Here is a 22,581-nt window from a genome sequence, read left to right as displayed (position 1 = left end):
ATCGTCCTCGTCAGCCGCGCGCGCCGGCCCACACCCGGGGAACCCGCCGCACGGCGGCCACGCCCACGACGCGTACAGCCGGGAGCAGCGACGATGACCACCGCACCGCACCACGCCGACCAGCCGACGCCCCTCTGGCGGCCGGACGCCGACCGCGTCGCCCGTGCCCAGGTCACCCGCTTCCACGCGCGCGCCGCCGAACGGCACGGCGCCCCCGCGCCCGTCCCCGGCGACCCCGAGGCGAGCTACGCCGCCCTCCACCGCTGGTCCGTCGCCGCCCCCGAGCCCTTCTGGCAGGCCGTCGCCGAGTGGTGCGACGTCCGGTTCACCCACCCTTACGAGCGGGTGCTCGCCGACGCGGCCATGCCCGGTGCCGTCTGGTTCCCCGGCGCCACCCTCAACTACGCCGAACACGCCCTGCGCACCGCCGAGGACCCCGCCCGCGCCGGCGAACCGGCCCTCCTGCACACCGACGAGACCCTCGACCCGCGCCCCGTCACCTGGGCGGAACTCCGGGCGCGCGTGGGCTCGCTGGCCGCCGAGCTCCGCCGCCTCGGCGTCCGCCCCGGCGACCGGATCAGCGGCTACCTGCCCAACATCCCCGAGGCCGTCACCGCCTTCCTCGCCACCGCGGCCGTCGGCGCCGTCTGGACGTCCTGCGCGCCCGACTTCGGCGCCCGCAGCGTCCTCGACCGCTTCCAGCAGGTCGAACCGGTCGTCCTGTTCACCGTCGACGGCTACCACTACGGCGGCAAGCGCCACGAGCGCGCCGACACCGTCGCCGAACTCCGCGCCGGCCTGCCCACCCTGCGCGCCGTCGTCCACATCCCGCTGCTCGGCACCGCCGCCCCGAAGGCGCTCTGGAGTGGGACGAGCTGACCTCGGGCGACGTGGAGCCGGTCTTCGAACAGGTGCCCTTCGACCACCCGCTGTGGGTCCTCTACTCCTCCGGCACCACCGGCCTGCCCAAGGCCATCGTCCAGTCCCAGGGCGGCATCCTCCTCGAACACCTCAAACAGCTCTCCCTGCACTGCGACCTCGGCCCCGGCGACCGCTTCTTCTGGTACACCTCCACCGGCTGGATGATGTGGAACTTCCTCGTCTCCGGCCTCCTCGTCGGCGCCACCGTCGTCCTCTACGACGGCAGCCCCGGCCACCCCGACACCGCCGCCCAGTGGCGGGTCGCCGAACGCACGGGCGCCACCCTGTTCGGCACCTCCGCCGCGTACGTGATGGCCTGCCGCAAGGCCGGCCTCCACCCCGGCCGCGACCTGGACCTCTCCCGGGTCCGCTGCGTCGCCACCACGGGTTCGCCGCTGCCGCCGGACGGCTTCCGCTGGATCCACGACGAGGTCGCGGAGGACATGTGGATCGCCTCCGTCAGCGGCGGCACGGACGTCTGCAGCTGCTTCGCCGGCGCGGTCCCCACCCTCCCGGTGTACGTCGGCGAACTCCAGGCCCCCTGCCTCGGCACCGACCTCCAGGCATGGGATGAACAGGGCAAACCCGTCGTCGACGAGGTCGGTGAACTCGTCGTCGCCGCGCCCCTGCCGTCCATGCCCCTCCACTTCTGGAACGACCCCGACGGCCGGCGCTACCGCGAGAGCTACTTCGAGACCTTCCCCGGCGCCTGGCGGCACGGCGACTGGATCACCCTCACCTCCCGCGGCACCGTCGTCGTCCACGGCCGCTCCGACTCCACCCTCAACCGGCAGGGCGTCCGCATGGGCTCCGCCGACATCTACGAGGCCGTCGAACGGCTCCCCGAGATCCGGGAGTCCCTCGTCATCGGCGTCGAGGAACCCGACGGCGGCTACTGGATGCCCCTCTTCGTCCACCTCGCCCCCGGCGCCACCCTGGACGACGCGCTCCTCGACCGCATCAAGCGCACCATCCGCGAGCAACTCTCCCCGCGGCACGTCCCCGACGAGGTCATAACCGTCGAGGCCGTCCCCCACACGCTCACCGGCAAGCGCATCGAGGTCCCGGTCAAGCGCCTCCTCCAGGGCACCCCCCTCGAACGGGCTGTCAACCCCGGATCCGTCGACAACCCCGCGCTGCTCTCCTTCTACGCGGACCTCGGCCGGCGCCGCCGCACCTGACCAGCCCTTCCACCCCACCCTCGGTGCGTTGTCAGTGCCCTCGACTACTCTGAGTGAGCATTGGTAACCGCGCTGAGGGGAGTGGGAAACATGGCGCACAAGACACGGCACGACGCGGCACACACCGACGACGTCCGCACCCGGCGGAGCGCACGCCGACGACTGCGCAGAGAAGTACCCGGCACCATCGCCGTCCTGGCGGACGAACACGACTTCGCCGCCATGCGGCGCTACACCAGCTTCGGCTTCGACGACCACCCCGGCTACCTACGGCACGTGGACGGCCTGCTGCGCACCCTGGCCGCCCAGGGCACCCACACCAGCGTCGCCCTGTTCGACCCGGCCGACTACGCCGCCTACTGCGCGGACCTCCGCCTCGACCCGGACAGCGCCGCCAGCCGCACCCGCTACACGGCCGAGGTCGCCGCGGCCGGCACCACGCTCGCCTACGACGGACGCCCCGTCACCCGGTTGCTCCCCGCCCTCATCGGCGCGGCCGAACGGCAGGCCACCTGGGAGTACGCCACCGAACTGCTCACCCGGGACGGCTGCGAACGCTGCGGCGACGACACCGGCCGGACGGCCTTCGCCCGCGCCTCCCTCGTCCTGCGCCGCATCGTCGAGGCCCTCGGCCCGGGCGGCCACCACCTCGTCTGCAGCGTCCCCGCCGACGGGGACGCCCCGCTCGTCGCCCTCCTCCAGGCCGACTGCGGCACCGACGGACGGCTCCGGCTCGACGAACCCTCGGCCCTGGTCTTCTGCACCGTCCTGGCCGCGGGCATCGCCACCGACTGCCCCGGCGGCATCGTCGCCCGCACCACCGCACTCGGCCGGCCGCCCACCGTCCGCGGCTGGACCCTCCGCGCCGGCTGGCCCCGGCCGCTCGACGAGGCCGAGGTCTTCTCCGCCTACTGCACCGACCCCGCCACCGGCGAACCCATCCCACCGGAGCACGGCGTGGCGTACGAGGCGGGCATCGAACTGCCGGAACACGACGGAGGGGAAGAGGAGTGACAAGAGAGGGGTGCCTGCCGCCCGGCAGGCACCCCTCACCACTCCACCGTCACCCGCGACCGCGGGCGCCGCTCACTCGCCGGACAGCACCGCCTGCGCCGCGAGCCGGGCCTCCTCGGCCGTGTCCGTCGCACGCGCCGCGGCGGCGGCACGCTCGCACTGGGCGAGGGTGTGCTTGGCCAGCGTGGCGCGGACGTACGGGATCGAGGCGGCGCCCATGGACAGGCTCGTCACCCCGAGACCGGTCAGCACGCACGCGAGCAGCGGGTCCGACGCGGCCTCACCGCAGACGCCGCAGCTCTTGCCCTCGGCCTTGGCCGCCTCGGCGGACAGGGCGATGAGGTCGAGCAGCGCGGGCTGCCACGGGTCCTGGAGCCGGGAGACGGCACCGACCTGACGGTCCGCGGCGAAGGTGTACTGCGCGAGGTCGTTGGTCCCCAGCGACAGGAACTCGACCTCCTGCAAGATGGAGCGCGCCCGCAGCGCGGCGGACGGGATCTCCACCATCGCGCCGAACTTCGCCCGCAGCCCGGCCTCGCGGCACGCGTCCGCGAACGCCTTGGCGTCCGTGCGGTCCGCCACCATCGGGGCCATGACCTCAAGGTAGACCGGCAGCCCCTCGGCGGCCTTGGCCAGCGCGGTCAGCTGGGTGCGCAGCACCTCGGGGTGGTCCAGCAGCGTCCGCAGACCGCGCACGCCGAGCGCCGGGTTGGGCTCGTCCGCCGGGGTGAGGAAGTCCAGCGGCTTGTCCGCGCCCGCGTCCAGCACGCGCACGACGACCCGGCCCTCCGGGAACGCCTCCAGCACCTTGCGGTACGCCTCGACCTGCTTCTCCTCGGACGGCGCCTTGGCACTGTCGTCAAGGAACAGGAACTCGGTACGGAACAGGCCGACGCCCTCGGCACCCGCCTCGACCGCCGCCGGCACGTCCGCCGGACCGCCGACGTTCGCGAGCAGCGGCACCTTGTGCCCGTCGGAGGTCGCACCCGGACCGGAGGAGGCGGCCAGCGCCGCCTTGCGCTCCTCGGCCGCCTTCGTCAGCTCCGCGCGCTTCTCCTCGCTCGGGTCGACGAAGATCTCGCCGGTGCTGCCGTCCACGGCCACGACCGTGCCCTCGGCCAACTCACCGGCGCCCGGCAGCGCCACGACCGCCGGCACGCCCAGCGCGCGGGCGAGGATGGCGCTGTGACTGGTCGGCCCGCCCTCCTCGGTCACGAAACCGAGCACCAGCGCCGGGTCGAGCAGCGCGGTGTCGGCGGGCGCCAGGTCCCGGGCGATCAGCACGTACGGCTTGTCGCTGTCGGGCACGCCCGGCATCGGCACGCCCAGCAGGCGGGCGACGATGCGGTTGCGCACGTCGTCCAGGTCCGCGACCCGGCCGGCCAGGTACTCGCCGGCCCCGGCCAGCAGCGCCCGGTAGGCGGCGAAGGCGTCGTAGACCGCACGCTCGGCGGTGCTGCCGACGGCGATGCGCCGCTCGACGTCCGCCATCAGCTCGGGGTCCTGCGCCATCATGGCCTGGGCCTCGAGCACGTGCTGGGCCTCGCCGCCGGCGAGGTTGCCCCGGGCGATCAGATCGGCGGCCACAGCCTCGACGGCCTGGCGCGCGCGCCCCTGTTCGCGCGGTGCCTCGTCCGTCGGGATCTGCTTGGCCGGCGGCTCCAGCACCGCCGTGCCCATGTGCCGGACCTCGCCGATCGCCACACCGTGGCTGACGCCGACGCCTCGCAGCGTTGCTTCCATCATGTCCTCTCGAAGGGGACCACCGGCCTCGGCCGGTGGGGAACGCGTTCCTGTCGCGTTCAGCTGAACCGTTTCCGCCGGTGTCCCGGCGGCCTTGCCGCGGTCTGTCAGTGCCAGGCGAACAGCTGGTCGCCGGCCTTGACGTCGCCGTCCTCGCGCACGTCGGCGAGCACGTCGGCGGTGGCCTCCAGCGCGATCACCGGAGAGATCGGGGACTTGCCCGCGGCCTCGACGGCGGCCGGGTTCCAGCGGATGACGGCCTGGCCGCGCTGGACGGTGTCACCCTTGTTGACGAGCAGCTCGAAGCCCTCGCCGTTGAGCTGGACGGTGTCGATGCCGAGGTGCGTCAGGATGCCGTGCCCCTCGGAGTCGACGACGACGAACGCGTGGGGGTGGAGCGAGACGACGACACCGTCGACGGGGGCGACGGCCTCGGAGGGCTCACGCACGGGATCGACGGCGGTACCGGGTCCCACCATCGCGCCGGAGAAGACCGGGTCGGGCACTGCCGCGAGTCCGATGGCGCGTCCGGCGATCGGGGACGACACGGTGGTCATGGGAAGCCTCCCAGGGGTGGAGATTCATCACGCACCGTCACTACCTGTCCGGGACGGTGCACTGATCAGAGCCTAAGTCATAGGAACTGACGGTTCCGCACGAGCGCGCCCCCGTCCGGCCAGTGCGCTCCGTAACCGATTTGCCTCCGTCGCCCGGGGGCCTGTACTGTCGGATCCCTGCCCACGACCGGAGCCCGCGGCGAAAGCCGACGAGCACGGTAACGAGGGCGGCACTCCATTCAGATGTGATCCTTTCTCGGGACCGCTTTTGTCTGCCCGTGTGCGTCAGTGCATACGGAAAGGCGGGTGGCGAGAGAGACGGAAAACGCCTGATAGAGTGGTGGAACACCGAAGGGAAGCGCCCGGAGGAAAGCCTGAGAGAGTCTCTCGGGTGAGTACAAAGGAAGCGTCCGTTCCTTGAGAACTCAACAGCGTGCCAAAAGTCAACGCCAGACTACAAAACAACCCCGTCCACGGATCCTTGTGGTCCTGGATGAGGTTCCTTTGAAAAACACAGCGAGGACGCTGTGAACGACCGGGCCTATTCCGCCCGGACGTTCCGCTCTCGTGTGTGTGCACCCGATTACGGGTAAACATTCACGGAGAGTTTGATCCTGGCTCAGGACGAACGCTGGCGGCGTGCTTAACACATGCAAGTCGAACGATGAACCTCCTTCGGGAGGGGATTAGTGGCGAACGGGTGAGTAACACGTGGGCAATCTGCCCTGCACTCTGGGACAAGCCCTGGAAACGGGGTCTAATACCGGATACGACTACTGAGCGCATGCTCGGTGGTGGAAAGCTCCGGCGGTGCAGGATGAGCCCGCGGCCTATCAGCTTGTTGGTGGGGTGATGGCCTACCAAGGCGACGACGGGTAGCCGGCCTGAGAGGGCGACCGGCCACACTGGGACTGAGACACGGCCCAGACTCCTACGGGAGGCAGCAGTGGGGAATATTGCACAATGGGCGAAAGCCTGATGCAGCGACGCCGCGTGAGGGATGACGGCCTTCGGGTTGTAAACCTCTTTCAGCAGGGAAGAAGCGAAAGTGACGGTACCTGCAGAAGAAGCGCCGGCTAACTACGTGCCAGCAGCCGCGGTAATACGTAGGGCGCAAGCGTTGTCCGGAATTATTGGGCGTAAAGAGCTCGTAGGCGGCTTGTCGCGTCGGATGTGAAAGCCCGGGGCTTAACCCCGGGTCTGCATTCGATACGGGCAGGCTAGAGTTCGGTAGGGGAGATCGGAATTCCTGGTGTAGCGGTGAAATGCGCAGATATCAGGAGGAACACCGGTGGCGAAGGCGGATCTCTGGGCCGATACTGACGCTGAGGAGCGAAAGCGTGGGGAGCGAACAGGATTAGATACCCTGGTAGTCCACGCCGTAAACGTTGGGAACTAGGTGTGGGCGACATTCCACGTCGTCCGTGCCGCAGCTAACGCATTAAGTTCCCCGCCTGGGGAGTACGGCCGCAAGGCTAAAACTCAAAGGAATTGACGGGGGCCCGCACAAGCAGCGGAGCATGTGGCTTAATTCGACGCAACGCGAAGAACCTTACCAAGGCTTGACATACACCGGAAAGCGCTAGAGATAGTGCCCCCCTTGTGGTCGGTGTACAGGTGGTGCATGGCTGTCGTCAGCTCGTGTCGTGAGATGTTGGGTTAAGTCCCGCAACGAGCGCAACCCTTGTTCTGTGTTGCCAGCATGCCTTTCGGGGTGATGGGGACTCACAGGAGACTGCCGGGGTCAACTCGGAGGAAGGTGGGGACGACGTCAAGTCATCATGCCCCTTATGTCTTGGGCTGCACACGTGCTACAATGGCCGGTACAATGAGCTGCGATACCGTGAGGTGGAGCGAATCTCAAAAAGCCGGTCTCAGTTCGGATTGGGGTCTGCAACTCGACCCCATGAAGTTGGAGTTGCTAGTAATCGCAGATCAGCATTGCTGCGGTGAATACGTTCCCGGGCCTTGTACACACCGCCCGTCACGTCACGAAAGTCGGTAACACCCGAAGCCGGTGGCCCAACCCTTGTGGAGGGAGCCGTCGAAGGTGGGACTGGCGATTGGGACGAAGTCGTAACAAGGTAGCCGTACCGGAAGGTGCGGCTGGATCACCTCCTTTCTAAGGAGCACATAGCCGACTACGAGCGAATGACTCGTACGGTTGCTCATGGGTGGAACGTTGACTATTCGGCACGATCGGTGAGAGGTCACTAGTACTGCTTCGGCGTGGAACGTGAAATCGAGCTGGTCGGGTCGGGCACGCTGTTGGGTGTCTGAGGGTACGGACTATGGTCTGTATCTTCGGTCCGGCCCCAGTGAACTCGATGCTTTGTGTGTCGGGGTGGTGGGTGGCTGGTCGTTGTTTGAGAACTGCACAGTGGACGCGAGCATCTGTGGCCAAGTTTTTAAGGGCGCACGGTGGATGCCTTGGCACCAGGAACCGATGAAGGACGTGGGAGGCCGCGATAGGCCCCGGGGAGCTGTCAACCGAGCTGTGATCCGGGGGTGTCCGAATGGGGAAACCCGGCAGTCGTCATGGGCTGTCACCCGCTGCTGAACACATAGGCAGTGTGGAGGGAACGCGGGGAAGTGAAACATCTCAGTACCCGCAGGAAGAGAAAACAACCGTGATTCCGGGAGTAGTGGCGAGCGAAACCGGATGAGGCCAAACCGTTTGTGTGTGATACCCGGCAGGGGTTGCGCAGGCGGGGTTGTGGGATCTCTCTTTCATAGTCTGCCGGCTGTGAGACGAGTCAGAAACCGTAGTGATAGGCGAAGGACATGCGAAAGGTCCGGCGTAGAGGGTAAGACCCCCGTAGCTGAAATCATTGCGGCTCGTTTGAGAGACACCCAAGTAGCACGGGGCCCGAGAAATCCCGTGTGAATCTGGCGGGACCACCCGCTAAGCCTAAATATTCCCTGGTGACCGATAGCGGATAGTACCGTGAGGGAATGGTGAAAAGTACCGCGGGAGCGGAGTGAAATAGTACCTGAAACCGTGTGCCTACAAGCCGTGGGAGCGTCGCACAAGGAGCTTGCTTCTTGTGTCGTGACTGCGTGCCTTTTGAAGAATGAGCCTGCGAGTTTGCGGTGTGTTGCGAGGTTAACCCGTGTGGGGAAGCCGTAGCGAAAGCGAGTCCGAATAGGGCGACCAGAGTAGCGCGCCCAAGACCCGAAGCGGAGTGATCTAGCCATGGGCAGGTTGAAGCGGAGGTAAGACTTCGTGGAGGACCGAACCCACCAGGGTTGAAAACCTGGGGGATGACCTGTGGTTAGGGGTGAAAGGCCAATCAAACTCCGTGATAGCTGGTTCTCCCCGAAATGCATTTAGGTGCAGCGTCGTGTGTTTCTTGCCGGAGGTAGAGCACTGGATAGGCGATGGGCCCTACCGGGTTACTGACCTTAGCCAAACTCCGAATGCCGGTAAGTGAGAGCGCGGCAGTGAGACTGTGGGGGATAAGCTCCATGGTCGAGAGGGAAACAGCCCAGAGCATCGACTAAGGCCCCTAAGCGTACGCTAAGTGGGAAAGGATGTGGAGTCGCAGAGACAACCAGGAGGTTGGCTTAGAAGCAGCCACCCTTGAAAGAGTGCGTAATAGCTCACTGGTCAAGTGATTCCGCGCCGACAATGTAGCGGGGCTCAAGCGTACCGCCGAAGTCGTGTCATTGCAGTACATGCCCCCAACGGGGACTGTGATGGGTAGGGGAGCGTCGTGTGCCGGGTGAAGCAGCCGCGGAAGCGAGTTGTGGACGGTTCACGAGTGAGAATGCAGGCATGAGTAGCGATACACACGTGGGAAACGTGTGCGCCGATTGACTAAGGGTTCCTGGGTCAAGCTGATCTGCCCAGGGTAAGTCGGGACCTAAGGCGAGGCCGACAGGCGTAGTCGATGGACAACCGGTTGATATTCCGGTACCCGCTTTGAAACGCCCAATATCGAATCAGGCGATGCTAAGTCCGTGAAGCCGTTCCGGATCCTTCGGGTGATGGAAAGTGGTGGAGCCGACGACCCAGACTTGTAGTAGGTAAGCGATGGGGTGACGCAGGAAGGTAGTCCAGCCCGGGCGGTGGTTGTCCCGGGGTAAGGGTGTAGGCCGTGTGGTAGGCAAATCCGTCACACGTTAAGGCTGAGACCTGATGCCGAGCCGATTGTGGTGAAGTGGATGATCCTATGCTGTCGAGAAAAGCCTCTAGCGAGTTTCATGGCGGCCCGTACCCTAAACCGACTCAGGTGGTCAGGTAGAGAATACCGAGGCGTTCGGGTGAACTATGGTTAAGGAACTCGGCAAAATGCCCCCGTAACTTCGGGAGAAGGGGGGCCATGTCCGGTGATGGGATTTACTCCTTGAGCTGGGTGTGGCCGCAGAGACCAGCGAGAAGCGACTGTTTACTAAAAACACAGGTCCGTGCGAAGCCGTAAGGCGATGTATACGGACTGACGCCTGCCCGGTGCTGGAACGTTAAGGGGACCGGTTAGCTCCATTTCGGTGGGGCGAAGCTGAGAACTTAAGCGCCAGTAAACGGCGGTGGTAACTATAACCATCCTAAGGTAGCGAAATTCCTTGTCGGGTAAGTTCCGACCTGCACGAATGGCGTAACGACTTCTCGACTGTCTCAACCATAGGCCCGGTGAAATTGCACTACGAGTAAAGATGCTCGTTTCGCGCAGCAGGACGGAAAGACCCCGGGACCTTTACTATAGCTTGATATTGGTGTTCGGTTCGGCTTGTGTAGGATAGGTGGGAGACTGTGAAGCATGCACGCCAGTGTGTGTGGAGTCGTCGTTGAAATACCACTCTGGTCGTGCTGGATGTCTAACCTGGGTCCGTGATCCGGATCAGGGACAGTGTCTGGTGGGTAGTTTAACTGGGGCGGTTGCCTCCTAAAGGGTAACGGAGGCGCCCAAAGGTTCCCTCAGCCTGGTTGGCAATCAGGTGTTGAGTGTAAGTGCACAAGGGAGCTTGACTGTGAGACCGACGGGTCGAGCAGGGACGAAAGTCGGGACTAGTGATCCGGCGGTGGCTTGTGGAAGCGCCGTCGCTCAACGGATAAAAGGTACCCCGGGGATAACAGGCTGATCTTCCCCAAGAGTCCATATCGACGGGATGGTTTGGCACCTCGATGTCGGCTCGTCGCATCCTGGGGCTGGAGTCGGTCCCAAGGGTTGGGCTGTTCGCCCATTAAAGCGGTACGCGAGCTGGGTTTAGAACGTCGTGAGACAGTTCGGTCCCTATCCGCTGTGCGCGTAGGAGTCTTGAGAAGGGCTGTCCCTAGTACGAGAGGACCGGGACGGACGAACCTCTGGTGTGCCAGTTGTTCTGCCAAGGGCATGGCTGGTTGGCTACGTTCGGGAGGGATAACCGCTGAAAGCATCTAAGCGGGAAGCCTGCTTCGAGATGAGGACTCCCACCCACTTGATGGGGTAAGGCTCCCAGTAGACGACTGGGTTGATAGGCCAGGTGTGGAAGACCGGTAACGGTTGGAGCTGACTGGTACTAATAGGCCGAGGGCTTGTCCTCAGTTGCTCGCGTCCACTGTGTTGGTTCTGAAACCACGAACAACCAAAGTGCCGGTTGTTGATTGTTTCATAGTGTTTCGGTGGTCATAGCGTTAGGGAAACGCCCGGTTACATTCCGAACCCGGAAGCTAAGCCTTTCAGCGCCGATGGTACTGCATGGGGGACCGTGTGGGAGAGTAGGACGCCGCCGAACTTGAATTACAAGCAAGCCCTGGTGGGGAGCATCGCTCCCTGCCAGGGCTTACTTGCGTTTACGGCTGCCGTATCACGCTCGCGCCGATATCGGCGGCCCCGGCCCTGGCCCCCGGCCCCCGGTTACCGGTGAGCTCACCGGCTACCGGTAAGGTCAAGAAGAAAACAACAGGAACCGTCCCACAGGAGGCCCCCGGGTGGAGGTCCAGGAGACGCGCGTACAGACCGACCGCGTCCTCACCATCCCCAACATCCTCAGCATGGCACGCCTCGTCGGCGTCCCCCTCTTCCTGTGGCTGATCCTCCAGCCCGTCTTCGACGGGCCGAAGTGCGACGGATGGGCGCTGCTGGTGCTGGCGCTGAGCGGCGTCAGCGACTACCTCGACGGGAAACTCGCACGGCGCTGGAACCAGATCAGCAGCCTCGGCCGGCTGCTCGACCCCGCCGCCGACCGGCTGTACATCCTCTCCACCCTGGTCGGACTGACCTGGCGGGAGATCCTTCCGCTCTGGCTCACCGCGGCCCTCCTGGCCCGCGAGGCGATGCTGTTGGTCATGGTGGGGATCCTGCGACGGCACGGATACCCGCCGCCCCAGGTGAACTTCCTGGGCAAGGCCGCGACCTTCAACTTGATGTACGCGTTCCCGCTGCTGCTTCTCAGTGACAATCACAGTTGGATCCAGCTGCCCGCCACTATTTTCGGATGGGCGTTCGCCGGATGGGGTACAACCCTCTATTGGTGGGCAGGAATCCTCTATGTGGTTCAAGTCCGCCGACTGGTCAAGGCGGATACCACAGCCGACTGATCCCGTCGTAGCCGTACGTTCACGCGTACGTACAACGGAGGCGATCGAGGGGAATTGGTCGGTGTCCGTCATCTCTCAAGGAGGACGCTTCCGACATGAAGGCCGTCGTGATGGCCGGTGGCGAAGGCACTCGTCTTCGCCCCATGACCTCAAGCATGCCCAAGCCGCTTCTGCCGGTGGCCAACCGCCCGATCATGGAGCACGTACTCCGGCTCCTGAAGCGGCACGGGCTCACGGAGACGGTGGTCACCGTCCAGTTCCTCGCCTCACTGGTGAAGAACTACTTCGGTGACGGCGAGGAGCTCGGCATGGAGCTCACCTACGCCAACGAGGAAAAGCCACTCGGCACGGCGGGCAGCGTCAAGAATGCGGAAGAGGCCCTCAAGGACGACACCTTCCTCGTCATCTCGGGCGACGCCCTCACCGATTTCGACCTGACGGATCTGATCCGGTTCCACAAGGAAAAGGGCGCTCTCGTCACCGTCTGCCTCACCCGGGTGCCCAACCCGCTCGAATTCGGCATCACCATCGTGGACGACGCCGGAAAGGTCGAGCGCTTCCTGGAGAAGCCGACCTGGGGCCAGGTCTTCTCCGACACCGTGAACACGGGCATCTACGTCATGGAGCCCGAGGTCTTCGACTACGTGGCGCCCGACGTCCCCGTCGACTGGTCGGGTGACGTGTTCCCCCAGCTGATGAAGGAAGGCAAGCCCATCTACGGCTACGTCGCCGAGGGCTACTGGGAGGACGTCGGCACCCACGAGAGCTACGTCAAGGCCCAGGCCGACGTCCTCGAGCGCAAGGTGGACGTCGACATAGACGGCTTCGAGATCTCGCCCGGCGTCTGGGTCGCCGAGGGCGCCGAGGTCCACCCCGACGCCGAACTCCGCGGCCCCCTCTACATCGGCGACTACGCCAAGGTCGAGGCCGGCGCCGAGATCCGCGAGCACACCGTCGTCGGCTCCAACGTCGTCGTCAAGAGCGGCGCGTTCCTGCACAAGGCCGTCGTCCACGACAACGTCTACATCGGCCAGCAGAGCAACCTGCGCGGCTGCGTCGTCGGCAAGAACACCGACATCATGCGCGCCTCCCGGATCGAGGACGGCGCCGTCATCGGCGACGAATGCCTCGTCGGCGAGGAATCGATCATCCAGGGGAACGTCCGCGTCTACCCCTTCAAGACGATCGAGGCGGGCGCGTTCGTCAACACCTCGGTCATCTGGGAGTCCCGGGGACAGGCGCACCTGTTCGGCGCGCGCGGGGTGTCCGGCATCCTCAACGTCGAGATCACCCCTGAGCTGGCGGTCCGGCTGGCCGGCGCGTACGCCACGACACTCAAGAAGGGCGCCACGGTCACCACGGCCCGTGACCACTCCCGAGGCGCCCGCGCCCTCAAACGGGCCGTCATCTCGGCCCTCCAGGCCAGCGCCATCGAGGTGCGGGACCTGGAGAACGTCCCGCTGCCCGTGGCCCGGCAGCAGACCGCGCGGGGCAGCGCCGGCGGCATCATGATCCGGACCACGCCGGGGGTGCCGGACTCCGTCGACATCATGTTCTTCGACGAGCGCGGCGCCGACCTGTCGCAGGCGGGGCAGCGGAAGCTGGACCGGGTCTTCGCCCGCCAGGAGTACCGGCGCGCGTTCCCCGGCGAGATCGGCGACCTGTCCTTCCCGTCGAGCGTCTACGACTCGTACACGGGCTCGCTGCTGCGGTCCGTCGACACCACGGGCGTCGCCGAGGCGGGGCTGAAGGTCGTCGTGGACGCGTCCAACGGCAGCGCCGGCCTGGTCCTCCCCAGCCTCCTCGGCCGGCTCGGGGTGGAGGCGCTGACCATCAACTCCGGGCTGGACGAGGCGCGGCCCACCGAGACCGCCGACGCCCGGCGGTCCGGCCTGGTCCGGCTCGGGGAGATCGTCGCCTCCGCGCGGGCCGCGTTCGGCGTGCGGTTCGACCCCGTCGGCGAGCGGATCTCGCTGGTGGACGAGCGGGGGCGGATCGTCGAGGACGACCGCGCGCTGCTGGTCATGCTCGACCTGGTCGCCGCCGAGCGGCGGTCCGGCCGGGTGGCGCTGCCGGTCACCACGACCCGGATCGCCGAGCAGGTGGCCGCCTACCACGGTACGCAGGTGGAGTGGACGACGACCTCGCCGGACGACCTGACCCGGGTCGGGCGGGCGGACTCGACCATCTTCGGCGGCGACGGGCGCGGCGGCTTCATCGTGCCCGAGTCCAGCAGCGTGTTCGACGGCACGGCCGCGTTCGTGCGGCTGGTCGGCCTGGTGGCCCGGACGCAGCTCACGCTCAGCCAGATCGACGCACGCATCCCCCGGGCACACGTCCTGCGGCGCGATGTGGCCACGCCGTGGGCGGTCAAGGGTCTGGTGATGCGTCAGGTGGTCGAGGCGGCCGGGGACCGCGCGGTCGACACGACCGACGGCGTCCGGGTCGTCGAGGCCGACGGGCGGTGGGTGATGGTGCTGCCCGACCCGGCCGAGGCCGTGACGCACCTGTGGGCCGAGGGGCCTGACGACGCGTCCGCCCAGGCACTGCTGGACGAGTGGTCCGCGGTGGTGGACGGCGCGGGCCGCTGACGGACCCGAGCGGTCACGGGAGGCACCCTTCGCGGGGTGTCTCCCGTTCCCGTTCCGGCACGCCGGTGGGGCCATTGGGAGACGACGCCCCCGACGTGCGACGATGTGCGGCATGTCGCAGCAGCCCCCCGTTCGGAGGACCCCCGCACCGCCTCCGCGCCCCGACGCCTCCATGTCGCTGCTGACCAATGTGATGGACCACAGCCTGGACGACGGCTACGCGGAGGCGGCGGCCCGGCGGGCCGAGGGCGGCCAGGGGCTGCCGGGCAAGCTCCGGGCGAAGCTGGGGCTGGCCGCGGCGCTGCTGCTGGCCGCCGTGGTGGTGACGCTCGGTGCCGCGCAGGCGCGCATATCGGCGCCGACGCTGGCCAAGGAGCGCGAGCAGCTCATCGGCCGCATCGAGAAGGAGACGGCGGCGGCCGACGCGCTGCAGAAGAACGTCAACGGACTGCGGGAGAGCGTCGGGGACCGGCAGCGCGAGGCCCTGGAGGAACACGGCGGCGACAAGGCCGAGTTGGTGTCGCTGCTCGCCGGGGCCACGCCGGTGCACGGCCCCGGGGTCAAGGTGGTCGTCGACGACGCCAAGCAGGCGAAGAGCGGGGGCGGCGGCCCCCGGGAGAGCAGCGGCTTCTCCGACACCGGCCGGGTGCGCGACCGCGATATGCAACGGGTCGTCAACGGCCTCTGGCAGGCCGGTGCCGAGGCCGTCGCGATCAATGACCAGCGCCTGACCTCGTTGTCGGCGATCAGGGCGGCCGGGGACGCCATACTGGTGGACAACAAGCCGCTGGCGCCGCCGTACACGGTGCTGGCGATCGGCGACGGCCGGCGGATGAGCACCTCGTTCCAGGACAGCGTCGACGGCCAGTACCTCCACGTCCTCCAGCAGAACTACGGGGTCAGGGCCAACATCTCCGTCGAGGACGACATCCGGCTGTCGCCCGCGCCGAGTCTGACCGTACGAACCGCACGGCCGCAGGGGGGCGGCGCGGCCGGCCGCGCCGCCGACACAGGGAAGGGCACATCGTGATCGCCGTATTGGGCCTCATCGTGGGAGTCGTGGTCGGACTGGTCGTCCGCCCCGTGGTGCCGACGGCGGTCGAGCCCTACCTCCCCATCGCCGTCGTCGCGGCCCTGGACGCGGTGTTCGGCGGGCTCCGGGCGATGCTGGACGGCATCTTCGACGACAAGGTCTTCGTCGTGTCGTTCCTGTCGAACGTGGTCGTCGCGGCCCTCATCGTCTTCCTGGGCGACAAACTGGGCGTCGGGGCGCAGCTGTCCACCGGTGTGGTGGTCGTCCTGGGCATCCGCATCTTCTCCAACGCCGCCGCCATCCGGCGGCACGTGTTCCGGGCGTGAGGCCGATGAGCGACGACGACACGCCCGGGCGGCCGGCGGAGCGGCCCGGCCGGGGAGAGCAGGATCGGAAGCCGTCCGCGCCGGGTGGTCCCGGGGCGGGGCCGGCCGGGGAACCGGAAGGTGCGGAGGATGCCGGCGGGGTGCCTGCGGCCGCCGCGCCGGAGCCGTCCGCCGAACCGCCCCTGACGGGGCGTCAACGGCTGGTGAAGGGCCTCTGGCCGCCCCGGTTCACCCGGGCCCAGCTGACCGTCGCCCTGCTGCTGTGCGTGCTGGGCCTGGGTCTGGCGATCCAGGTGCGCTCGAACAGCGAGAGCAGCGTGCTGCGGGGTGCGCGCCAGGAGGACCTGGTGCGGATCCTGGACGAACTCGACAACCGCACCAAGCGGCTGGAGGACGAGAAGCGGAAGCTGGAGGGCCAGCGTTCGGAGCTGGAGAGCAGCTCGAACCAGGCTGCCGAGGCCCGTAAGCAGACGGCGCAGAAGGAACAGCAGCTCGGCATCCTGGCGGGCACGGTCGCCGCCCAGGGGCCCGGCATCGTCCTCACGGTGAGCGACGGCAAGGGGGCGGTGGAGCCCGACATGCTGCTGGACGCCGTCCAGGAGCTGCGGGCGGCCGGCGCCGAGGCGATCCAGCTCAACGATGTCCGGGTGGCCGCCGACACATATTTCTCCGGTACCGCGGGGAAGGTGGAGATCGACGGCAAGAAGGTGTCGCAGCCTTACAAGTTCAAGGTCATCGGCAAGCCCGACGATCTGAAGCCCGCTCTCAACATCCCCGGTGGTGTGGTGCAGACTCTGCAGAAGGAGCAGGCCGGGGTCGACATCTCCCGGTCTGAGAAGATCGTTGTCGACGCCTTGCGTCCGGCGAAGCGGCCTGACTACGCTCGGTCGTCATCGCGGTGAGGCAGGCGAACGCAGGGGTCCTGCGGGGAGGGCGGGAAGTTGCGGGGGGTCGGCGCACCAAGACGGGGGTGCGTGATGGAAACTGTCCATCGGCCTTGGACGTTGTAAGGATGTCCAGGTCGGACGGTGTGTGCAGCGAGGTTTTGTCCTGCCCCACGGGCGGGTCTGTTTCGGTCAAGGGGAATCGCCCGTGAAGTTGTTTGCGAAGTTGTTCGGCAAGAGCTCCCGCCAGAGCGGCGGCGGTTCCGCGCGCCACCGGGCCCAGGGGCCGGTGGAAGGCGATGAGCGGGGCCAGGAGGGGCGCCCCCTCTTCCGCGACCAGGGGGATGCCCACGGGGGCCAGGGAGTTCCTCCAGGCGATCCCACGGCGACCGCGCGCATAGGTCTCGGTACGCCGATGTCGGGTGCGGGGGAAGGGGCTGCGTTGCCGGTCTGTACGAGGTGTGGTCATCGGAACGGCGAGAACAGCCGGTTCTGCTCCAACTGCGGTGCGCCGCTGCGGCCGGGTGCCGTCGCCGAGCGCGCCTCGGAGACCACGTCCACGATCTCCATCTCCGGTCTGGAGGCGTACGACTCCGAGACCACCGGGCAGACGCCCATCCCGTCGCTCTCCCCGGAGGCCCAGGCCGCCGTGGAGGCGCTGCCGCTGGGCTCGGCGCTGCTGGTCGTCCGGCGCGGTCCGAACTCGGGCAGCCGCTTCCTGCTGGACGGCGAGGTGACCACGGCGGGCCGCCACCCGCAGAGCGACATCTTCCTCGACGACGTCACGGTCTCGCGCCGGCACGTGGAGTTCCGGCGGGGCCAGGACGGCGGCTTCAGCGTCACGGACGTCGGCAGCCTCAACGGCACGTACGTGAACCGGGAGCAGATCGACTCGGTGGTGCTGTCGAACGGCGACGAGGTGCAGATCGGCAAGTACCGTCTGGTCTTCTTCGGCAGCCAGCGGGGCATCTGACCCCTCCCGGACCGCGTCCGGGGGGACAGCCGCCCGGGAGGACAGCAAGGGAAGGGCCATGCTTCAGACACCGTCGGTCGGTGCCGGTTCCTCCGGCACCGCCGGTGCGGAAGGCCGGCTGGTGAGCATCGGAACGGTGCTCAACCTGCTGCGCGAGGAGTTCCCCGAGGTCACCATCTCCAAGATCCGTTTCCTGGAGGCGGAGGGCCTGGTCGAGCCGCAGCGCACGCCGTCCGGATACCGCAAGTTCAGTACGGCGGACGTGGAGCGGCTCGCCCAGGTGCTGCGGATGCAGCGCGACCACTACCTGCCGCTGAAGGTCATCCGCGAGCACCTGGACGCGCTGGCCCGCGGCGAGCGCGTCCCGCTGCCCGCCCCCGGGCAGCCCCGGGACGGCCTCGACCTCGGGGAGCCGCCGGACGAAGGGCCCGAGGATCCGGCGGAGGCCGGCCCCGAGCCCGTTCCCGCCGGGCCCGGCGGCCGGATCGGCCGCGCCGAGCTGCTGGAGCTCACCGGGGTGACCGAGGGCGAGCTCGTGGAGTGGGAGTCGTACGGGCTGGTCGTCCCCCACCCGGACGGCGGATTCGGGGCCGATTCCGTGGCCGTCGCCCGCCTCGTCGCCGACCTGGGACGATTCGGGCTGGAACCGCGGCACCTGCGGGCCGTGAAGGCCGCGGCGGACCGCGAGGCGGGTCTGGTCGAACAGGTGGTCGCACCCCTGCGCAGGCACCGCAACCCGCAGACCAGGGCCCATGCCGAGGCCACCGCCCGGGAGCTCGCCGGACTGTCCGTCCGGTTGCACGCGGCGCTGGTCCGCTCCGCCCTCCAGCCGCGCGGACGGTGACCGTTTCGGCGGTGCGGACAGTGACCGAGGCGGGCCCCGACTACCCAAACCGGCCGAGCACGTCCTAGGGTTGCTGTGTGAACGAGCTCGATGTCGTGGGTGTCCGGGTGGAAATGCCCTCCAACCAACCGATCGTGCTCCTGCGCGAAGTGGGAGGCGACCGCTACCTCCCCATCTGGATCGGACCGGGGGAGGCGACGGCGATCGCCTTCGCCCAGCAGGGGATGGCTCCGGCCCGACCGCTGACCCACGACCTTTTCAAGGACGTGCTGGAGGCGGTGGGGCAGCAGCTCGCGGAGGTCCGCATCACGGACCTACGCGAAGGCGTCTTCTACGCGGAGCTGGTGTTCGCCAGCGGAGTCGAGGTCAGCGCCAGGCCGTCCGACGCCATAGCGCTGGCCCTGCGCACCGGAACGCCGATCTACGGCAGCGACGGGGTGCTGGACGACGCGGGGATCGCCATCCCGGACGAGCAGGAGGACGAGGTGGAGAAGTTCCGCGAGTTCCTCGACCAGATCTCGCCCGAGGACTTCGGTACCAACAGCCAGTGAGGCGGCCGGCGGTCCCCCGCGGCAGGCCCGCACAGGGCGTGCCCGGGGCCACGGCAGGGTATTCGAGTAGCCTTTCCCCCGCGGGGACACGTAAAACCACTCTCAGGGTGATTATCACTCGGCGTGCCGAGTGTGGCGATCGTTGACGCACCCCGAGCGACTGCCTACCGTCGAGAAGGCAGGTCAAGGACGGAGGTCGGCGTGAGAAGCACGGGCGACGGTACAGCGGTCGGCAGTCCGTATCCGCTGCACGGGGGATCGGTCGAACCGGTGACCCTCCCGCACAGCCTGAACGGTACGGGCGGTACGCCCGCCCACGGTCTGAGCGGCGTGGGGAGCGTGGGCGGCACCCCCGTTCCGGCGGCGGCGGTCACCGCTCAGCGCGGGCCCCGGGCCGGCGGCCCCAGGGACGCGGACGCCGGGGGCGGCGCGGCGGCCGGCACGGAGACCATCGGCTACCGCGGGCCCACCGCCTGCGCGGCGGCCGGCATCACCTACCGGCAGCTCGACTACTGGGCGCGCACGGGGCTCGTGGAGCCGAGCGTCCGGCCCGCGTACGGGTCCGGCAGCCAGCGGCTGTACAGCTTCCGGGACGTGGTGGTCCTCAAGATCGTCAAGCGGTTGCTGGACACCGGCGTCTCCCTGCAGAACATCCGCACCGCCGTGCAGCACCTGCGCTCCCGCGGCATGGCCGATCTGGCGCAGATGACGCTGATGAGCGACGGCGCGACGGTCTACGAGTGCGCGTCCCCCGATGAGGTCGTGGGGCTCCTCCAGGGGGCCAGGGCGTCTTCGGGATCGCCGTCGGGGTGGTCTGGCGGGACGTCGAGAGCGCGCTCGCGCAGTTGCACGGCGAGCGGGTGGACACCGGCGAGACGCTGATCGGCCACAATCCGGCGGACGAGCTGGCGCGGCGGCGCAACCGGGCCGGCTGAGGGCGGTCTTCGGACGTACGGAAGCGGGCCCGGGGTTGTTCCCCGGGCCCGCTTCCGTATGGCCGGGCATGGGTGTGACGCGGCGCGGTCGGGCTCGTCGTCGCACGTCAGCGCGATTGTCAGTGGTATGCGGGACCATTCGTGGTGTGAGAGGTTCACCGACGATCCTGCATCTCGACATGGACGCCTTCTACGCCTCGGTGGAGCAGGCGGCCAAGCCCAGCCTGCGCGGAAAGCCGGTCGTCGTGGGCGGCATCGGCCCGCGCGGCGTGGTGGCCACCGCGTCGTACGAGGCGCGGGTCTTCGGCGTGCACTCCGCCATGGCGACGGCCCAGGCCCGCCGGCTGTGTCCCAACGCGGCCTATCTGACCCCGCGCTTCAGCCTGTACCAGCAGGTGAGCGGCGTGGTCATGGGGCTGCTGGGAGAGCTGTCGCCGTTGGTGGAGCCGTTGAGCCTCGACGAGGCGTTCGTCGACCTGGAGGCGGGTGGCGTAGAGCCGGACTCGGCCGCCGTACGGGCGGTGGGGGAGCGGCTGCGCAGGGACATCCTGGCGGCGACGGGGGTCAGCGGGTCGGTGGGCCTCGCCGGGTCCAAGATGCTGGCCAAGATCGCTTCTGAGCAGGCGAAGCCGGACGGGCTGGTCGTCATCGAGCCGGGCACGGAGTTGGAGCTGCTGGGGCCGATGTCGGTGCGGACGATCCCGGGCGTCGGGCCCGCCACCGCGGAGACGCTGCGGCGCGCGGGCATCCACACGGTGGCCGAGACGGCCGAGGCGGGGGAGGCGGAACTGGTGCGGCTGCTGGGCAAGGCGCACGGGGCCGGGCTGTACGCCCTGGCGACGGGCCGTGACGACCGGCCCGTCGTGGCCGAGCGGGACGCGAAGTCCGTCTCCGTGGAGGACACCTTCGCCGAGGACCTGACCGACCGGACGCGTGTGCAGCTGGAGCTCGCGCGTCTCGCCGACCGCTGCGTCCGGCGGCTGCGTGCGGCCGGGCGGTCGGGGCGGACGGTCGTCATCAAGGTGCGGCGCTACGACTTCTCGACGCTGACACGCTCCGAGACGCTCCGGGGGCCCACGGACGACCCGGCCGTGGTTCGGGAGGCGGCTGCCCGGTTGCTGGAGGGGGTTGACACTACGGCGGGGGTGCGGCTGTTGGGGGTGGGGGTGAGCGGGCTCGCGGATTACACGCAGGAGGATTTGTTCGCGCAGGCGCAGGCGCAGGCGTTGGCCGCGGAGGCGGCTGCGGGTGATGGAGGACTCCCGGATGCCGAGGGGGCGCCCGAGGCGCGGGCTGACGACGACGCGTCGCCGGCCCGGCGGTGGCTGCCAGGGCTGGACGTGGTGCATCGGGAGCTCGGCCGGGGATGGGTGCAGGGGAGCGGACTCGGGCGGGTCACCGTGCGGTTCGAGGAGCCCTGGTCGGTGGCTCCGGGGCGGGTGCGGACGTTCACCGTCGACGACCCTGATCTGGAGCCGGCGGAGCCGGTGCCGCTGATACGGCCGGCGGTGGGGGAGGGGGCGCCGGCCGGTGGCGTGGCCGCCGCGTCGGGGCGGTGAGGGCGCGCTGCCGCGCTTGGAGCGCCCCGGTCCCTCCCTTTCACCGTTTCTTGCGGGGGGCGGGCCCCCGCCCCCCAACGCGCCTGCGGTGCGCGTCCTCGGGCCGGACGGGCCGTGGCGGCCCGCCCGACCCGGAGGCCGCGGGGCACTTCGGTCAGTGCCCGCCCGGCTCGTCGTCGTCCCGCTCCCACCCGCCTGTCCCGGCCGCGGGCGTTTCCGGGCCCGGCAAGGGCATGCGGTAGTGGTGGTAGAGACGGAGTTCCTGTTCGGGGGAGAGATGGCGGCCCACGCCCAGGTCGGGGGCCGTTCTGATGAGGGTTCGGTCGTAGGGGATGCGCAGGGACTCGTCGACGACCTCGCTCGGTTCCAGGGGGACGAACGCGTCGCGGCCGAACAGGCCGGTGCGTACGGCCGCCCACTCGGGTTCGCCGGTGGCGTCGTCGAGGTAGACCTCGTCCACGGTGCCGATCTTCGCGCCGTCGCGGTCGTACGCTTTGCGGCCGATCAGGGTCCGAGGATCGATATCCGACTGCATCTGTCCTCCCGGGAGTCACTTCCGTCCCCTCTCTGTCCCCTAATTTCCCCGGAAGACCCTCCCCAAAGCTCGGGAAACCCTCGGGTGGCGAGATAAGCCGCCAATCAGGAGTAATGGGGGAGCGTGCGGAAAAGCACCGCTCGGAGAGATCCGCCGTCGGCATTGCCGCTGGTAGGCTGGCGATTGGCTGTGGACCCCGCGCGGGAGAGTCCCCCAGAAGCCGGACGGGCATTGGCCCCGACGGATTCGACGGGGGCGCCGAAGGAGCAAATCCTCCCCGGAATCTCTCAGGCACACGTACCGCGCGGACGAGGTCACTCTGGAAAGCAGGGCGGGCACCGGACCGGGCACCACGCCGAGCCCCTCCTCACCGACGGTGAAAGCCGGGTCGCGTCACAAGGGCCCGGTGAAGCT

At 68.3% G+C, this 22,581-nt stretch carries 13 protein-coding genes, 3 rRNA genes, 2 pseudogenes and 1 riboswitch; of the genes and pseudogenes, 15 read left to right on the top strand and 3 right to left on the bottom strand.

Annotation, left to right across the window (positions count from 1 at the left end):
• Positions 1 to 93 precede the first annotated feature (93 nt).
• Positions 94 to 2,102: pseudogene (locus tag ACQEVS_RS04425) on the top strand (acetoacetate--CoA ligase).
• A gap of 90 nt (positions 2,103 to 2,192) precedes the next feature.
• Positions 2,193 to 3,116: a hypothetical protein gene (locus ACQEVS_RS04420; RefSeq protein ID WP_433015477.1), complete on the top strand. Its 924-nt coding sequence runs from the start codon at positions 2,193 to 2,195 to the stop codon at positions 3,114 to 3,116.
• A 72-nt stretch (positions 3,117 to 3,188) separates the two neighbouring features.
• Here ACQEVS_RS04420 and ptsP read toward each other — a convergent pair whose 3' ends face one another.
• Together ptsP and ACQEVS_RS04410 are read right to left on the bottom strand one after the other, a co-directional pair.
• Positions 3,189 to 4,859, bottom strand: coding sequence for a phosphoenolpyruvate--protein phosphotransferase (gene ptsP, locus ACQEVS_RS04415; RefSeq protein ID WP_433027260.1), 1,671 nt, complete (start codon positions 4,857 to 4,859; stop codon positions 3,189 to 3,191).
• A 107-nt stretch (positions 4,860 to 4,966) separates the two neighbouring features.
• Complete coding sequence (locus ACQEVS_RS04410; RefSeq protein ID WP_433015474.1) at positions 4,967 to 5,416, bottom strand: PTS sugar transporter subunit IIA; 450 nt, start codon at positions 5,414 to 5,416, stop codon at positions 4,967 to 4,969.
• Between the two features lie 596 nt (positions 5,417 to 6,012).
• Between ACQEVS_RS04410 and ACQEVS_RS04405 the strand changes: the two genes are divergently transcribed.
• The 13 genes and pseudogenes from ACQEVS_RS04405 to ACQEVS_RS04345 all read left to right on the top strand — a co-directional run bounded on the left by ACQEVS_RS04405 (position 6,013) and on the right by ACQEVS_RS04345 (position 21,632).
• Positions 6,013 to 7,538: ribosomal RNA gene (locus ACQEVS_RS04405) — 16S ribosomal RNA — on the top strand.
• Positions 7,539 to 7,814: 276 nt separating this feature from the next.
• Positions 7,815 to 10,939: ribosomal RNA gene (locus ACQEVS_RS04400) — 23S ribosomal RNA — on the top strand.
• 75 nt (positions 10,940 to 11,014) lie between these two features.
• Positions 11,015 to 11,131 (top strand): 5S ribosomal RNA (gene rrf / locus ACQEVS_RS04395).
• The 16S, 23S and 5S rRNA genes sit together here, the layout of an rRNA operon.
• Positions 11,132 to 11,327: 196 nt before the next feature.
• The gene (locus tag ACQEVS_RS04390) at positions 11,328 to 11,936 is read left to right on the top strand and encodes a CDP-alcohol phosphatidyltransferase family protein (protein WP_433015471.1); all 609 of its coding nucleotides are present in this window, start codon (positions 11,328 to 11,330) and stop codon (positions 11,934 to 11,936) included.
• Between the two features lie 95 nt (positions 11,937 to 12,031).
• Complete coding sequence (locus ACQEVS_RS04385) at positions 12,032 to 14,527, top strand: sugar phosphate nucleotidyltransferase (RefSeq protein ID WP_433015467.1); 2,496 nt, start codon at positions 12,032 to 12,034, stop codon at positions 14,525 to 14,527.
• Positions 14,528 to 14,639: 112 nt separating this feature from the next.
• A complete protein-coding gene (locus ACQEVS_RS04380; protein ID WP_433015464.1) occupies positions 14,640 to 15,557 on the top strand; it encodes a DUF881 domain-containing protein in 918 nt (305 codons plus the stop codon).
• Positions 15,554 to 15,886: a small basic family protein gene (locus ACQEVS_RS04375; RefSeq protein WP_004947174.1), complete on the top strand. Its 333-nt coding sequence runs from the start codon at positions 15,554 to 15,556 to the stop codon at positions 15,884 to 15,886. The genes ACQEVS_RS04380 and ACQEVS_RS04375 overlap by 4 nt, the downstream gene beginning before the upstream one ends.
• A gap of 5 nt (positions 15,887 to 15,891) precedes the next feature.
• Positions 15,892 to 16,788, top strand: coding sequence for a DUF881 domain-containing protein (locus tag ACQEVS_RS04370; protein ID WP_433015460.1), 897 nt, complete (start codon positions 15,892 to 15,894; stop codon positions 16,786 to 16,788).
• Positions 16,789 to 16,918: 130 nt separating this feature from the next.
• Entirely contained in the window at positions 16,919 to 17,743 is an 825-nt protein-coding gene (locus ACQEVS_RS04365) for an FHA domain-containing protein (RefSeq protein WP_433015457.1), read from the top strand.
• Between the two features lie 58 nt (positions 17,744 to 17,801).
• Positions 17,802 to 18,587, top strand: a complete 786-nt coding sequence (ftsR, locus tag ACQEVS_RS04360; RefSeq protein ID WP_433015454.1) for a transcriptional regulator FtsR — start codon at positions 17,802 to 17,804, stop codon at positions 18,585 to 18,587.
• A gap of 77 nt (positions 18,588 to 18,664) precedes the next feature.
• A complete protein-coding gene (locus ACQEVS_RS04355) occupies positions 18,665 to 19,138 on the top strand; it encodes a bifunctional nuclease family protein (RefSeq protein WP_004947186.1) in 474 nt (157 codons plus the stop codon).
• 450 nt (positions 19,139 to 19,588) lie between these two features.
• Positions 19,589 to 20,073: pseudogene (locus ACQEVS_RS04350) on the top strand (MerR family transcriptional regulator).
• Positions 20,074 to 20,219: 146 nt separating this feature from the next.
• The gene (locus ACQEVS_RS04345; RefSeq protein ID WP_433015450.1) at positions 20,220 to 21,632 is read left to right on the top strand and encodes a DNA polymerase IV; all 1,413 of its coding nucleotides are present in this window, start codon (positions 20,220 to 20,222) and stop codon (positions 21,630 to 21,632) included.
• 154 nt (positions 21,633 to 21,786) lie between these two features.
• Here the strand turns inward: ACQEVS_RS04345 and ACQEVS_RS04340 are convergent, their stop codons facing one another.
• Positions 21,787 to 22,167 carry a PRC-barrel domain-containing protein gene (locus tag ACQEVS_RS04340; RefSeq protein ID WP_433015447.1) on the bottom strand — a complete coding sequence of 127 codons (381 nt, stop codon included), beginning with the start codon at positions 22,165 to 22,167 and terminating at the stop codon, positions 21,787 to 21,789.
• A 191-nt stretch (positions 22,168 to 22,358) separates the two neighbouring features.
• A riboswitch (glycine riboswitch) is annotated at positions 22,359 to 22,480 on the top strand.
• The last annotated feature ends 101 nt before the right edge of the window (positions 22,481 to 22,581 follow it).

This window comes from Streptomyces sp. CA-181903 (assembly GCF_050937075.1).
Classification (GTDB): Bacteria; Actinomycetota; Actinomycetes; order Streptomycetales; family Streptomycetaceae; genus Streptomyces.
The sequence above is the reverse complement of the archived record's forward strand: the minus strand, read 5'-3'. Positions and strand labels throughout refer to the sequence as shown.

Excerpts from the sequence above, each read along its gene's own strand:
- ACQEVS_RS04420 (WP_433015477.1), top strand. The coding sequence starts at position 2,193 with ATGGCGCACAAGACACGGCACGACGCGGCACACACCGACGACGTCCGC.
- ptsP (WP_433027260.1), bottom strand. The coding sequence starts at position 4,859 with ATGGAAGCAACGCTGCGAGGCGTCGGCGTCAGCCACGGTGTGGCGATC.
- ACQEVS_RS04410 (WP_433015474.1), bottom strand. The coding sequence starts at position 5,416 with ATGACCACCGTGTCGTCCCCGATCGCCGGACGCGCCATCGGACTCGCG.
- ACQEVS_RS04385 (WP_433015467.1), top strand. The coding sequence starts at position 12,032 with ATGAAGGCCGTCGTGATGGCCGGTGGCGAAGGCACTCGTCTTCGCCCC.
- ACQEVS_RS04380 (WP_433015464.1), top strand. The coding sequence starts at position 14,640 with ATGTCGCAGCAGCCCCCCGTTCGGAGGACCCCCGCACCGCCTCCGCGC.
- ACQEVS_RS04370 (WP_433015460.1), top strand. The coding sequence starts at position 15,892 with ATGAGCGACGACGACACGCCCGGGCGGCCGGCGGAGCGGCCCGGCCGG.
- ftsR (WP_433015454.1), top strand. The coding sequence starts at position 17,802 with ATGCTTCAGACACCGTCGGTCGGTGCCGGTTCCTCCGGCACCGCCGGT.
- ACQEVS_RS04340 (WP_433015447.1), bottom strand. The coding sequence starts at position 22,167 with ATGCAGTCGGATATCGATCCTCGGACCCTGATCGGCCGCAAAGCGTAC.